This window comes from Streptomyces sp. NPDC052107 (assembly GCF_040680215.1).
Lineage (GTDB): Bacteria > Actinomycetota > Actinomycetes > Streptomycetales > Streptomycetaceae > Streptomyces.
Map to the genome: position 1 here is coordinate 67115 of NZ_JBFAWG010000015.1, position 13183 is coordinate 80297.

Consider the following 13183-nt stretch of genomic DNA (forward strand, 5'->3'; position numbering starts at 1 on the left):
TCGCGTCGCTCACCGCAGCAGCCCCTTCATCTCGATCGTGGGCAGGGCCTTGAGCGCCGCTTCCTCCGCCTCGCGGGCGGCCTCCTCGGCGTTGACGCCGAGCTTGGCGGACTGGATCTTCTGGTGGAGCTTGAGGATCGCGTCCATCAGCATCTCGGGGCGGGGCGGGCAGCCCGGCAGGTAGATGTCCACCGGGACGATGTGGTCGACGCCCTGGACGATCGCGTAGTTGTTGAACATGCCGCCCGAGGAGGCGCAGACGCCCATGGAGATCACCCATTTCGGGTTGGGCATCTGGTCGTAGACCTGCCGGAGCACCGGCGCCATCTTCTGACTGACCCGGCCGGCGACGATCATCAGGTCGGCCTGGCGCGGTGAGCCGCGGAAGACCTCCATGCCGAAGCGCGCCAGGTCGTACCGGCCGGCGCCGGTGGTCATCATCTCGATGGCGCAGCAGGCGAGGCCGAAGGTGGCCGGGAAGACGGACGCCTTGCGCACCCAGCCCGCGGCCTGCTCGACGGTGGTCAGCAGGAAGCCGCTCGGCAGCTTTTCTTCGAGTCCCATGTCCTAAGGCCCCTCAGTCCCATTCCAGGCCGCCGCGCCGCCATACGTACGCGTACGCGACGAAGACGGTGAGCACGAAGAGCAGCATCTCCACGAGCCCGAAGATCCCCAGGGCGTCGAACGTGACGGCCCAGGGGTAGAGGAAGACGATCTCGATGTCGAAGACGATGAAGAGCATCGCCGTCAGGTAGTACTTGATGGGGAAGCGCCCGCCGCCGGCCGGCGTGGGGGTCGGCTCGATACCGCACTCGTAGGCCTCGAGCTTGGCGCGGTTGTACCGCTTCGGACCGATCAGCGTGGCCATGACCACGGAGAAGATCGCAAAGCCTGCCCCGAGGGCTCCCAGTACGAGGATGGGCGCATACGCGTTCACCGCTCCTCGCTCCTCTCAGTCGGCACTGACTGCTGGCGGTTGCACTGGTGCACTGCGCTCACTTCCGCCTCACAGGCCCCACGAGCCCCGCCGTCCCGGGCGAAGATCGAGAACATGTGAAGCAGGTCACAAGCCCAGTTGCCACGCATCTTATGCCCGTCACTCTGTGATCTGCGACACGGGGTATTGCACGAGCTTTGTGATCTCCACCACCTGACGAAGGATCATGAAGTCGGATTATGAGTGATCTTCATACGCGAAGCGTTCAGTTGATCACGAGAAGTGACATTCTTGCTCGTCATCGCAGGCCGGAGGGTGCGTCTCCATATCAAGAGGGTTCCGGCGCATGCAAATTGGTGCTGGACGTGGGTGCCTGATAGAGGGACGCGTTCACACATCAGGGGGAGGTGCGGGACGCGATGTGGACGCGGGTCCGGACGCGTGCACGCGTTCACGAGCTCCTCGCGCACGGGACGCCGCGTTTCCGGTGACCGTTCCGTGACCTCCGCCACATCAATGAGAGGCACCTGAGAACCGGGCTTGGCCAACAACCCCAACCAGTGGTAGGCGGGGGGCAATTCGGACGTAATGATCAAAGACCGTGATCAAGCCCTTGATCACGGGCGTCCGCAATGTCCGTTACGGCGTCAATAAAGAGCGACGCACCCGGGATTTCAGGTCTCGATTGAGCAACTGTGGCGCAGCACACGTTTCTTGAAGATATGAAGGAGCCCCTGATACCGGTTGTTCCCATGTCCCACACCGCTCACATACGCAGCCACCGGAAGCCCCGCCGCAGCGCGTCCACTCTCGCGATGCGGGCCGGAGTTGCCGGTGGCGTCCTCAGCACCCTGGCAGTCGCCGGCGCGTCCGGCTCGGCGAACGCTGCCGAGCCGGTGACGCAGACCCTCGAACTGCCCACCCTGACGGCCGACCTGGCCGCTCAGGCCGCCAAGTCCGCGGACGCCACCCAGCAGGCCGCCGCGAACTACCAGCTGCAGGCCGAGCGTGACGCGGCCGCCGCAAAGGCCGCGAAGCAGGCCAAGGCGGACCTCGCGGAGGCGAAGCAGAAGGCCGCCGAGGCCAAGAAGAAGGCCGAGGAGGCCGCCCGCAAGGCCGCCGCCGAGCGTGCCTCGCGCACCGCGGCGCGGACGACGCTCGCCGCCACGGACAGCGGCAGCACCTCCACGAGCACGGCCACCGGTTCCGCCGCGGCCGTCATCTCCTTCGTGAAGGCGCAGATCGGCAAGTCCTACGTCCTGGGCGCCTCCGGCCCGAGCGCCTACGACTGCTCCGGCCTGGTGCAGGCCGCCTTCAAGCAGATCGGCGTCAGCCTGCCGCGCGTCTCCCAGGACCAGTCGACCGCCGGCACGCAGGTCTCGCTGAGCAACCTGCAGCCGGGCGACATCCTCTACTGGGGCAGCGCGGGCAGCGCGTACCACGTGGCGGTGTATGTCGGCGACGGTATGTTCGTCGGCGCGCAGAACCCCTCCACCGGCATCGTCGAGAAGCCGCTGTCGTACGACCCGCCGACCGGCGCCGTGCGGGTGCTCTGACCGCACCACGCACCTCTCACGCGCGATAGGGCCGCAGCCGCTCGGGGGCAGCGGCCCTTGCGTCGTTCCCGGCGCCACGGAGCGCCGCTCCTGACATGCTCTGCTCGGGCCGCCGTCCGGCGGTCCGGCCATGAGCGAAGGAGACCACGGCATGCCACGCGTGTTCGTACAGGGAAGGCCCGCCGACTACTACCCCCGCCACGCCCCCGAGGCCGGGCGCGGCGCGGTGCGCCGGATCACCGAGGTCGGCGAGGAGGTCCTGCACAAGCCGTGCCGGGACGTCACGGAGTTCGGACCCGACCTCGCCGCACTCGTCGACGACATGTTCCTCACCCTGTATGTCGCCGAAGGAGCGGGGCTCGCGGCGAATCAGGTGGGGGTCGATCTGCGGCTTTTCGTGTACGACTGCCCCGATGATGAGGGAGTCCGGCATGTCGGGCACATCGTCAACCCGGTGCTCGAAACGCCCACGAGCGGGCGCCGGTTGCTGGACGAGGGCGAAGGCTGTCTGTCGGTTCCGGGTGCCGTGATGGCCGTACCGCGGCCGGACCGGGCCGTCGTGCGCGGGCAGGACAAGGACGGCAACCCCGTTGTCATCGAGGGCACGGGGTACGTCGCGCGCTGCCTCATCCACGAGACCGACCACACCAACGGGTACATCTACCTGGATCGGCTCTCCAAGCGGGAGAAAAAGGACGCGCTGCGGCAGATGGCGGACCGACGGGACGAGGTGTTCGCCCGCCGGGCCGCCCGCGCCAAGGAGCTGAGCCGGGCCTAGAAAGGGCTCACGCCTTCGGGGCCACCTTGCTCAGGCCGTTGATGATGCGGTCCATCGCGTCGCCGCCCGTGGGGTCGGTGAGGTTCGCGAGGAGCTTGAGGGTGAACTTCATCAGCATCGGGTGGGTGAGGCCGCGCTGGGCCGCGATCTGCATGACCTTCGGGTTTCCGATGAGCTTCACGAAGGCGCGGCCGAGCGTGTAGTAGCCGCCGTAGGTGTCCTTCAGGACGCGCGGGTAGCGCTGCAGGGCGATCTCGCGCTGGGCGGACGTGGCCCGCGCGTGGGCCTGGACGATGACGTCGGCGGCGATCTGGCCGGACTCCATGGCGTAGGCGATGCCCTCGCCGTTGAAGGGGTTCACCAGGCCGCCGGCGTCACCGACGAGCAGCAGGCCGCGCGTGTAGTGGGGCTGGCGGTTGAAGGCCATGGGCAGGGCGGCGCCACGGATGGGGCCGGTCATGTTCTCGGGGGTGTACCCCCAGTCCTCGGGCATGGAGGCGCACCAGGCCTTGAGGATCTCGCGCCAGTCCAGCTCCTTGAAGGAGGCGGAGGTGTTCAGCACACCCAGGCCGACGTTCGAGGTGCCGTCGCCCATGCCGAAGATCCAGCCGTAGCCGGGCAGCAGCCGGTCCTGGGGGCTGCGGCGGTCCCACAGTTCCAGCCAGGACTCCAGGTAGTCGTCGTCGTGGCGGGGCGAGGTGAAGTAGGTGCGCACCGCGACGCCCATCGGGCGGTCCTCGCGGCGGTGCAGGCCCATCGCGAGGGACAGGCGGGTGGAGTTGCCGTCGGCGGCCACCACCAGCGGCGCCTGGAAGGTGACCTCGCGCTTCTCCTCGCCCAGCTTGGCGGTGACACCGGTGATGCGGCCGGCACGGTCGTCGATGACCGGCCCGCTCACGTTGCAGCGCTCGAACAACCGCGCCCCCGCCTTCTGGGCGTTGCGGGCGAGCTGCTCGTCGAAGTCGTCGCGCTTGCGGACGAGTCCGTAGTTCGGGTAGGAGGCCAGTTCCGGCCAGTCCAGCTGGAGGCGGACGCCGCCGCCGATGATGCGCAGGCCCTTGTTGCGCAGCCAGCCGGCCTCCTCGGAGATGTCGATGCCCATGGCGACGAGCTGCTTGACCGCACGCGGGGTGAGGCCGTCGCCGCACACCTTCTCGCGCGGGAACTCGGTCTTCTCCAGGAGCAGGACGTCGAGGCCGGCCTTGGCGAGGTGGTACGCGGTCGTGGAGCCGGCCGGCCCCGCGCCCACGACGATCACATCGGCGGTGTTCTCGGAGAGGGGCTCGGTCTCGACGGTCACGGCGGGATCTCCCCAAGTTCGAAATCTGAGTGCCGACCGGCACTGGACATGGGCAGTCTATTCAGCAGAATTGATCACCCGGCTGAAGGGCTGCCCTGTGAACCGACCTCTCCCCGCGGTACGGCTGCGCGTTCCCACCCATGAGGACGCGATCGCCTGGCACCGGGTCTTCGACGACCCCGAGGTCATGGAGTTCTACGGCGGCAGACCGGCCGCGCTGTCGGTCTACGAGGAACTCACCGCGCGGCAGCGGCGGCACGACGCCGAACTCGGCTTCTGCCTGTGGAGCATGCTGGAGGAGTCCGGTGAGGTCATCGGCTTCACCGGAGCGCAGCCCTGGCAGCCAAAGTGGGGTCCGGCCGGCGAGGTAGAGATCGGCTGGCGGCTCGGCCGCGCGCACTGGGGCAAGGGGTACGTCACCGCGGCCGCGCGCGAGACGCTGCAGCGGGTGCGGACGGCCGGGGTCAAGGAGGTGGTGGCGATGGTCCGGCCGGGAAACGAGCGGTCGATCGCGGTGACCCGGCGGCTCGGCATGCGCCCGGCGGAGACCTATCCGCATCCCACCCTGGACGAAGACGCCCTGTGCTTCCGACTGAGTCTCGATCACCCAGAGTAGTCATCTGTCACAGAAAGACACCGACTCCTTCCGGCCGGGGCGCACGGGAGTTACCCTTCCAGTACCGCTGGGGGTGACATCTGTGCGCATAACACCCAAAACACCCGAAGTGCGCGTGCCGCGGCTGGTCGGACTGATGGCCGTGGACGCGCGCGAGACGGCCCAGGCGCAGGGCCTGTTCCTCAACGCGCCGGACCGCCCGGACTTCCACCTCGCGGTCGTCGACTACGTCGTACGCCAGTACCCGCAGCCCGGCGCCGAGGTGCCCCGGGACTCCATGGTGTACGTGTGGCTCGACTTCGGTGAGGGAGAGGGCGGCGGAGGCGTGCGCGAGCCACGCATCCCACGACCGCCCAGGGGCGGACTGCAGCGCGAGCTCGGTGAGCCCGGGGACGCCTTCGAGACGATCAACCGCTAGGCGCCGTAAAGGGCCTCAGCTCTCCTTGAAGCCCCGGTGCAACGCGACGACGCCGCCGGTGAGGTTGCGCCAGGCCACCTTCGACCAGCCCGCCTTGCGCAGCCGTTCGGCGAGGGCGGGCTGGTCGGGCCAGGCGCGGATGGACTCGGCGAGGTAGACATAGGCGTCCGGGTTCGAGGAGACCGCCCGCGCGACCGGCGGCAGCGCACGCATCAGGTACTCGGTGTAGACGGTCCTGAAGGGCGCCCAGGTCGGGTGCGAGAACTCGCAGATCACCACCCGTCCGCCGGGCCGGGTCACCCGGTACATCTCCCGCAGCGCCGCGTCCGTGTCCTGGACGTTGCGCAGCCCGAAGGAGATCGACACCGCGTCGAAGGTGTCGTCCTTGAACGGCAGCCGCGTCGCGTCGCCGGCCGTGAACGGCAGCCAGGTGTGCTTCTTCTTGCCGACCTGCAGCATCCCGAGCGAGAAGTCGCACGGGACGACGTACGCGCCCGTCCGCGCGAAGGGCAGCGAGGAGGTGGCCGTACCGGCGGCCAGGTCGAGGACCTTCTGCGCGGGGCGCGCGTCGACGGCCTTCGCCACCTCCTTGCGCCACACCCGGTCCTGGCCGAGCGACAGCACGTCGTTGGTCAGGTCGTACCGTTCCGCCACGTCGTCGAACATCGAGGCGACTTCGTGCGGCTGCTTGTTCAGGGAAGCGCGGGTCACCCGGCCATTCTTGCAGCCCGCCCTCACGGCAGGAGCCTGGGTTGCCTTCGTGCCGCGACGTCCTCCACCCAGCCGCACAGCAGCACGAGGACGGCGATCAGGATCCAGCCGATGCCGAACATGAACCACTGGCTGTCCAGCGGCAGGTACCTCTCGAAGGCGGGCACGTTCCAGAACCGGTCGATCAGCGGGACGGCCAGGACCAGGGCGATCTCGTGCCAGAGGTAGATCGTCACCGCGCGCGCGTTGAAGACGGTGACCGTACGGTCCAGCCGCCGGAACCGGGTGAGCCGGGCGAAGTCGATCCGGAAGTACGTCTTCGCCCACATCAGCAGCGTCACGAAGCCCGCCGACCAGAAGGCCTGGGCGAGGGGGTTCTCGTCGAGGTCGTAGGTGCCGAAGTCGGCCTGGTGGAAGAAGGCGTACCAGGCGCCGTAGGCCATCGCGGCACACGACAGGACGCAGACGAGCGCCGGTCTCGTCCGCTGGAGCACGCCGTCGCGGTGGGCGAAGCCGAGGATCCAGCAGAAGAGGTACGTCGACAGGTCCCACAGGGCGCTGCCGAAGCGGTTGTCCGGACCCGACCAGAGGAAGTTCAGGACCAGGACGGGAGTGAGGGAGAGAAGCAGCACGGGGACCGGCGCCTTGCGGAAGATCCACAGCAGGGCCGGGGAGAGCAGGACGAACCACAGGTAGGTGCGCAGGTACCAGAGGATCTCCCAGGCCTGCTCGCCCCACGCGTTGCCCGGTGGGTCGCCGAGCGGCACGACCCAGTAGACGATCTGCCAGCCCGGCATCCAGTCGTGGATGAGCATGGCGAGCACCACGAAGAAGCCCCAGAACCAGAAGGGCGGCAGGAGCCTTCTGAGCCGGCTCCTCAGGACCGACAGCGTCGGGCGCTGAAGGGACTTCGCCATCAGGGTGCCGGCGAGGGCGAACATGACGCCCATGGAGGGGAAGAAGAGACCGCACCAGGCCCAGCCGAAGGTGTGGTACGTCACGACCCTGATCAGCGCCAGGGCCCTGAGGGTGTCGAAGTAGCGGTCCCGTCCGGCGGGCTCGGGGTGGGACGGTCCTGCGACGGGAACGCCCGCGGTTCTGCTGTGTGCTCCCATCTCAGCTCATCCCCGCCGGAGTCCCGACCTCGCCCGTGCGCTTGAGCTTCTGCCAGCGCAGGCGGCCGCCGGTGAGGGCGGTGATGCAGGAGTGGATCAGGACGAGGTACATCATCTGGCGGTAGGCCAGTTGCTGCAGGGGCATCATCAGCAGGTAGCGGTACTTCTCGCGGTCCAGGCGGAAGGCGTAGGCGGCGCACGTCAGCTGGATTCCCAGCACCGCCAGCCAGGCCAGCAGGGCCGCCCGGAAGTCGACGAAGATCATCGAGTAGAGGGTGAAGACGTCGATCAGCGGGGCGAGGACGGGCGTGACGATCTGGAAGATCACTACCAAAGGCATGCCGACTCGGCCGAAGCGGCCCGAAGCGCCCTTGTCCGTCAGGGACTTGCGGTGCTTCCACAGGGCCTGCATGGTGCCGTACGACCAGCGGTAGCGCTGGGACCAGAGCTGTTTCAGCGAGCCCGGCGCCTCCGTCCAGGCCTTGGCGTGCTCCTGGTAGACGACCCGCCAGCCCGCGCGGTGCAGGGCGATGGTGATGTCGGTGTCCTCGGCGAGGGTGTCCTCGCTCATCCCGCCGACCGCGAGCACCGCCTCGTGCCGGAACGCGCCGATCGCGCCAGGGATCGTCGGCATGCAGCGCAGCAGGTCGTACATGCGCCGGTCGAGGTTGAAGCCCATCACGTACTCGATGTGCTGCCAGGCACCGATGACCGTGTTGCGGTTGCCGACCTTGGCGTTGCCGGCGACCGCGCCGACGGACGGGTCGGCGAACGGCTGCACCAGGTGCCGTACCGTCTCCGGCTCGAAGACGGTGTCGCCGTCCATCATCACGACGATGTCGTACGAGGCGCTCCGGACGCCGTTGTTCAGCGCGGCCGGCTTGCCCGCGTTCTCCTGGCGGATGACCCGGACGTTGGTCATGCCCAGCGACTCGGCCGCCGCGCGCGCGATCTCGGACGTGCCGTCGGTCGAACCGTCGTCGACCACGATGATCTCGATCGGATGGGTGCTCCGCGCCAGCGACTGCAGGGTGTTGGCGATGCACTCCTTCTCGTTGTACGCCGGGACGATCACGCTCACCGGCCGGGCGACCGGCAATCCCCAGCTGAACCGGCGTCTGTTGCGCTGTCGGTGGTGGCGGCGGGCCAGGATCACCATCGTCCCGAAGCGGCCCATCACGGACACGCCCACGATCGCCAGCCCGACGGAGAGCACCGGCAGCGTCCACTCGGCGACGGCGACGGCCGCGACGAGCGCCTTGCCCTCGTAGAGGGTGATGCCGGTGGCCGTGTGGTGGGCGGCCTGGAGACCACCCTGTCGGGCCGGCACCGCGCTGACGTCCGGCACCACCGCCCGCCGTTCGGCGGCGCGCTGTTGCTCCAGGACGCCGCTGATGGTGGTGAAGGTGTAGCCCTTCGCCTTCATCTTCTCGATGTACGTCGGCAGCGCCTCGATCGTCTGCGAGCGCTCACCGCCCGCGTCGTGGAAGAGGACCGAGGCGCCCTTGGTGCCCTTCGGAGTGGCCCACTGGACGATCTTCGACACGCCGGGCCGCTTCCAGTCGTCGCTGTCGGTGTCGACGAAGACGCTGGTGTACCCCTCCTTGCCGAGCTTCTGGTAGACGGGCCAGCTGTGGTTGTCGATGGCGTCGGTCTCGGAGGAGTACGGCGCCCGGAACAGGGTCGTGGTGATGCCCGCCGCGCCGGCCAGGGCGAGCTGCGTCTGCTCCATCTCCCGCTTGATGCGGGCATCGCTCTGGTACGACAGGTCGACGTGCGTGAAGGTGTGGACGCCGACCTCGTTGCCCTGCCCCACCATCGTCTTCACGATGCCCGGATAGCGCGACACCATCGAGCCGACCAGGAAGAAGGTGCCGGGCACGTCGTACTTCCGCAGGATCTCCAGGACCTTGGGGGTCCAGGTCGGGTTCGGGCCGTCGTCGAAGGTGAGCGCGATGGTCTTGGCCGGGACGGAGACCGTGGTGGCCTGTCCGCCCCGGAAGGTGAGGATCGGGCCGCCGTTCAGGATCTTGTCGGGGACCTTGCCGGAGCCGGCACCCGTGCGTATGCGCTGGTCGCCGCCGACCTCGGCGCGCAGATAGCCGTCGAGCAGCATCACACAGGTCAGGGCCAGCAGGAGAAGAAGCGCGAGGATGACGCGGGGACGCTGGAGCGCCGCGGCCCTGCCTGCCGCGCGTTCGATACGGGTGGGGGCGCGCCGGCGGCCGCGCGAGGATGTCGGAGTGGTCATGACTGCCGCTGCACTCCGGTCAGTTGACGCCTGCGGAGGCGGATGCGGGTGGGGAGGAGAAGGAGGAGGGAGTGCCGGTCGGCAGGTCGGCCTGGCGGCCGATGCCGCCCCGCGGCCGTACGCCGTCCGGAGCCCGGCCGTCGCCGGCGGCGCCGAAGGGCAGCAGGGAGGACGGGTTGAGGGAGGTGCCCCAGCCCATGAAGGCGGCGGCGAGCACGCCCGCGTAGGCGAGGCAGACGGCGCCGACGAGCAGGCCGACACGGCGCAGTACCTTCGAACGGCGTCCGGTGGAGTCAACGAACACGGGCCCCTCAGTGGACCCGTTGCCATGTTTGCGGCGGCGACCATGCCGCGCGATGCGACTTTCGATGGCGGGTTCGGATTGCATTCCTCGGATATTAGGCGGCCTTTATGTGTGCTTTTCCGGCAGATTCTTGTGAAACACCCATGAGCATCTGCGCAACCTGGCACTTCGCTGAGTCTTTTCCGAGGCGCCCGCTTCCGTGCGATGGGGCGTGAGAGAGTGCCAACACGATGAGGAATTCACTGACGTCGATCGCCGGGGTCACCGGTGCGTTTGCATTCGCCATCGCAGGGTGTTCCGCGAGCTCGCCCTCGCCCTCGACACTCGCCTACGCCCCCTACGTCAGCGCCACCGAGGCGGCGGACACCGACTCCGCCGGTTCGCCGTCGACGTACAACCTCGCCTTCGTCATCTCCGATGGCAGCGGCTGCACGCCGACGTGGAACGGCACCGAGGCGATCGGCGACCCGGCCGTGAAGTCCCGGACAGCGCGCCTGAAGAAGGACGGCGCCGACGTCCGTGTGTCCTTCGGCGGGGCGTCCGGCAAGGAGCTGGCCGCGACCTGCGACAGCGCCGCCGAACTGGCCACCGTCTACGGCAGGGCCCTGGACGCGGCCGGCTCCAGCCGGGCCGACTTCGACATCGAGGGCGACGAACTGACCGACTCCGCGTCCGTCGCACGGCGTTCACGGGCGATAGCGCTGCTCCAGAAGCAACGGCCGGATCTGAAGGTCTCCTTCACCCTGCCGGTGATGCCCTCGGGCCTCGACTCCGACGGCCTCGCGCTGCTGGCGTCCGCGAACACGTATGACGTCCAGGTCGCCACGGTGAACCTGATGACGATGAACTACGGCGAGTCGTACGCCGGTGACATGGGCGACTACGCCGTCACGTCCGCCGAGGCCGCGCACGCCCAGTTGAAGAAGGTGTTCGGGTTGTCGGACGCCGGGGCGTGGCGGGGGATGGCGCTCACCTCGATGATCGGGGTCAACGACGTGGCCGGGGAGACGTTCACGCTGTCCGACGCGGCGCAGGTACGGAAGTTCGCGGAGGAGAAGGAGATGGCCTGGGTGTCCATGTGGTCCACGTTCCGGGACCGGCGGTGTGCGGACGGGGAGTCCGGTGCGGACGACGCGGCGACCGACTGCAGCGGGGTGAGCCAGAGTTCGGGGGCGTTCGGGGAGGCGTTCGCGGGCTGAGGCGGGCGGGGCGTCTGCCCGGGGGAGGGCGGGGCGAAGGTGCTCCTGCGCGGGGCAAGGCGGGCGGGGCGCTGCGCGCTGGGAGGTGCCGCTGGTCAGCGGCGGCGGTACAGCAAACGGCCCTCGACGACCGTCGCCACGCAGGTACCCGCCCCGCGCTCGACGAGGGCGTCTTCGTCCGGCACGTCGAACACGGCGAAGTCCGCGCACATGCCCTCGTGCGGCAGGATCGGCATGAGGATCGCCTCGGCGAGGGATCGGACCCCGGCCAGCGGGTCCAGGGCCGGCGGGCCCGGGGGATCCTCGAAGCGTTCCTCGCTCGTCAGCCCGGCCCGGTGCACGGCGTCGGCCACGGACGGCCGCCACAGGTCCCCCGCCACCGCCACCGTCCCGTGCGCGAGCATCCGCTGCACGCCGCGCCGGGCGCTCGCGCCCCACCGCGCGTCGGTCATGCCGAGGGCGGCCAGGGCCGCCGCGTCCGTGATCGGCTCGGCGCCGAGTTCGCCGGCCTCGCGCGGGTCGGGGTGGTAGGCCTGCTCCAGCAGTTCGGGCCCGTACCGGTTGAGCAGCCCGGGCGCGATGAGGCCCGGCCACCGGCGTACCCGGGCCGACGGATGCGCGGCGGCCAGTTCCACGTACGGGCCGACGGAGGCGATCTCCCGGCCCTGGACCAGGATCGCCCCGTCGGGCATCGGCGACCACCGCGGATCGCCGGTGACCAGCAGGTCCGCGGTGTGAATCGTCAGCAAATCGGCCTCAGTTGGAGGCCAGCAGCTTCAGCTCGGGGTGGGCCGTGCCGCCCTCGATCGCCGTGGACGAGATGTGGGACATCACCCGCTCGTCGACGGGGTCGTTCGCCGGGTCGTCGTGGACGACCAGGTGCTCGTAGGTCGTGGAGCGCTGCGCCGGCACCCGCCCCGCCTTCCTGATCAGGTCGATGATCTCCAGGCGGTTGGAGCGGTGCCTGGCGCCGGCCGAGGAGACCACGTTCTCCTCCAGCATGATCGAGCCGAGGTCGTCCGCGCCGTAGTGCAGCGACAGCTGGCCGACCTCCTTGCCCGTGGTCAGCCACGAGCCCTGGATGTGCTGGACGTTGTCGAGGAAGATGCGGGCGATCGCGATCATCCGCAGGTACTCGAAGAGGGTCGCCTGGGTGCGGCCCTTCAGGTGGTTGTTCTCGGGCTGGTAGGTGTACGGGATGAAGGCACGGAAGCCGCCCGTACGGTCCTGTACGTCCCGGATCATCCGCAGGTGTTCGATGCGCTCGGCGTTCGTCTCACCCGTGCCCATCAGCATGGTGGAGGTGGACTCCACGCCCAGCCGGTGCGCGGTCTCCATGATCTCCAGCCAGCGCTCGCCGCTCTCCTTCAGCGGGGCGATGGCCTTGCGGGGCCGCTCGGGGAGCAGTTCCGCGCCGGCGCCGGCGAAGGAGTCGAGGCCGGCCTCGTGGATCCGGGTGATGGCCTCCTCGACCGACACCCCGCTGATCCGGGCCATGTGCTCGACCTCGGACGCGCCGAGCGAGTGGATGACGAGCTGCGGGAAGGCGTCCTTGATGGCCTTGAAGTGCCTCTCGTAGTACTCCACGCCGTAGTCCGGGTGGTGGCCGCCCTGGAACATGATCTGGGTGCCGCCCAGCTCGACCGTCTCCGCGCAGCGGCGCAGGATGTCGTCGAGGTCGCGGGTCCAGCCCTTGTCCTTGTCCTTCGGGGCCGCGTAGAAGGCGCAGAACTTGCACGCCGTGACGCACACGTTCGTGTAGTTGATGTTCCGCTCGATGATGTACGTCGCGATGTGCTCGACGCCGGCGTACTTGCGGCGGCGTACGGCGTCGGCGGCGGCGCCCAGCGCGTGCAGCGGGGCGTCCCGGTAGATGTCGAGCGCCTCCTCGGGCGTGATGCGTCCGCCCGCTGCGGCTCGGTCGAGCACGGACTGGAGGTCGGCCTTCTCGGTCACCGGGCGTCCCTTTCGTCAAGGGTTGTGGACGGACTGACTCAG

At 69.0% G+C, this 13183-nt stretch carries 14 protein-coding genes; 5 read left to right on the top strand and 9 right to left on the bottom strand.

Translation table 11 applies throughout. The features are described 5' to 3' along the window. Window positions 1–9 precede the first annotated feature (9 nt). Entirely contained in the window at window positions 10–564 is a 555-nt protein-coding gene (locus tag AB0M27_RS18935; protein WP_143628055.1) for an NADH-quinone oxidoreductase subunit B family protein, read from the bottom strand. A gap of 13 nt (window positions 565–577) precedes the next feature. After that, window positions 578–937: an NADH-quinone oxidoreductase subunit A gene (locus tag AB0M27_RS18940; protein WP_003992243.1), complete on the bottom strand. Its 360-nt coding sequence runs from the start codon at window positions 935–937 to the stop codon at window positions 578–580. A 752-nt stretch (window positions 938–1689) separates the two neighbouring features. On the opposite strand from AB0M27_RS18940, the gene AB0M27_RS18945 reads away from it, so the two are divergent. Together AB0M27_RS18945 and def are read left to right on the top strand one after the other, a co-directional pair. Continuing rightward, window positions 1690–2493 carry a C40 family peptidase gene (locus AB0M27_RS18945; protein ID WP_365722994.1) on the top strand — a complete coding sequence of 268 codons (804 nt, stop codon included), beginning with the start codon at window positions 1690–1692 and terminating at the stop codon, window positions 2491–2493. A gap of 151 nt (window positions 2494–2644) precedes the next feature. Then, window positions 2645–3271 (top strand): peptide deformylase, encoded by a 627-nt coding sequence (def, locus tag AB0M27_RS18950; RefSeq protein WP_365722995.1) that lies wholly within the window; start codon window positions 2645–2647, stop codon window positions 3269–3271. Window positions 3272–3278: 7 nt separating this feature from the next. Here the strand turns inward: def and AB0M27_RS18955 are convergent, their stop codons facing one another. Next, window positions 3279–4571 (bottom strand): geranylgeranyl reductase family protein, encoded by a 1293-nt coding sequence (locus AB0M27_RS18955; RefSeq protein WP_365722996.1) that lies wholly within the window; start codon window positions 4569–4571, stop codon window positions 3279–3281. A gap of 97 nt (window positions 4572–4668) precedes the next feature. Between AB0M27_RS18955 and AB0M27_RS18960 the strand changes: the two genes are divergently transcribed. Together AB0M27_RS18960 and AB0M27_RS18965 are read left to right on the top strand one after the other, a co-directional pair. Then, window positions 4669–5187, top strand: a complete 519-nt coding sequence (locus AB0M27_RS18960; RefSeq protein WP_365722997.1) for a GNAT family N-acetyltransferase — start codon at window positions 4669–4671, stop codon at window positions 5185–5187. A 109-nt stretch (window positions 5188–5296) separates the two neighbouring features. Further along, complete coding sequence (locus AB0M27_RS18965; RefSeq protein WP_365723096.1) at window positions 5297–5605, top strand: PASTA domain-containing protein; 309 nt, start codon at window positions 5297–5299, stop codon at window positions 5603–5605. A 15-nt stretch (window positions 5606–5620) separates the two neighbouring features. Here AB0M27_RS18965 and AB0M27_RS18970 read toward each other — a convergent pair whose 3' ends face one another. The 4 genes from AB0M27_RS18970 to AB0M27_RS18985 are packed head-to-tail and all read right to left on the bottom strand — an operon-like array spanning window position 5621 to window position 9986. Beyond that, window positions 5621–6316 carry a demethylmenaquinone methyltransferase gene (locus AB0M27_RS18970; protein WP_365722998.1) on the bottom strand — a complete coding sequence of 232 codons (696 nt, stop codon included), beginning with the start codon at window positions 6314–6316 and terminating at the stop codon, window positions 5621–5623. A 23-nt stretch (window positions 6317–6339) separates the two neighbouring features. After that, entirely contained in the window at window positions 6340–7431 is a 1092-nt protein-coding gene (locus AB0M27_RS18975) for an acyltransferase (RefSeq protein WP_365722999.1), read from the bottom strand. A gap of 1 nt (window position 7432) precedes the next feature. Further along, complete coding sequence (locus AB0M27_RS18980) at window positions 7433–9682, bottom strand: glycosyltransferase (RefSeq protein ID WP_365723000.1); 2250 nt, start codon at window positions 9680–9682, stop codon at window positions 7433–7435. 19 nt (window positions 9683–9701) lie between these two features. Continuing rightward, window positions 9702–9986, bottom strand: coding sequence for a hypothetical protein (locus AB0M27_RS18985; protein WP_365723001.1), 285 nt, complete (start codon window positions 9984–9986; stop codon window positions 9702–9704). A gap of 230 nt (window positions 9987–10216) precedes the next feature. Between AB0M27_RS18985 and AB0M27_RS18990 the strand changes: the two genes are divergently transcribed. Then, entirely contained in the window at window positions 10217–11185 is a 969-nt protein-coding gene (locus AB0M27_RS18990) for a chitinase (RefSeq protein WP_365723002.1), read from the top strand. 95 nt (window positions 11186–11280) lie between these two features. Here AB0M27_RS18990 and AB0M27_RS18995 read toward each other — a convergent pair whose 3' ends face one another. Together AB0M27_RS18995 and mqnC are read right to left on the bottom strand one after the other, a co-directional pair. Then, window positions 11281–11934: a hypothetical protein gene (locus tag AB0M27_RS18995; protein ID WP_365723003.1), complete on the bottom strand. Its 654-nt coding sequence runs from the start codon at window positions 11932–11934 to the stop codon at window positions 11281–11283. Between the two features lie 7 nt (window positions 11935–11941). Next, window positions 11942–13141 carry a cyclic dehypoxanthinyl futalosine synthase gene (gene mqnC, locus AB0M27_RS19000; protein WP_365723004.1) on the bottom strand — a complete coding sequence of 400 codons (1200 nt, stop codon included), beginning with the start codon at window positions 13139–13141 and terminating at the stop codon, window positions 11942–11944. Window positions 13142–13183: the final 42 nt, after the last annotated feature.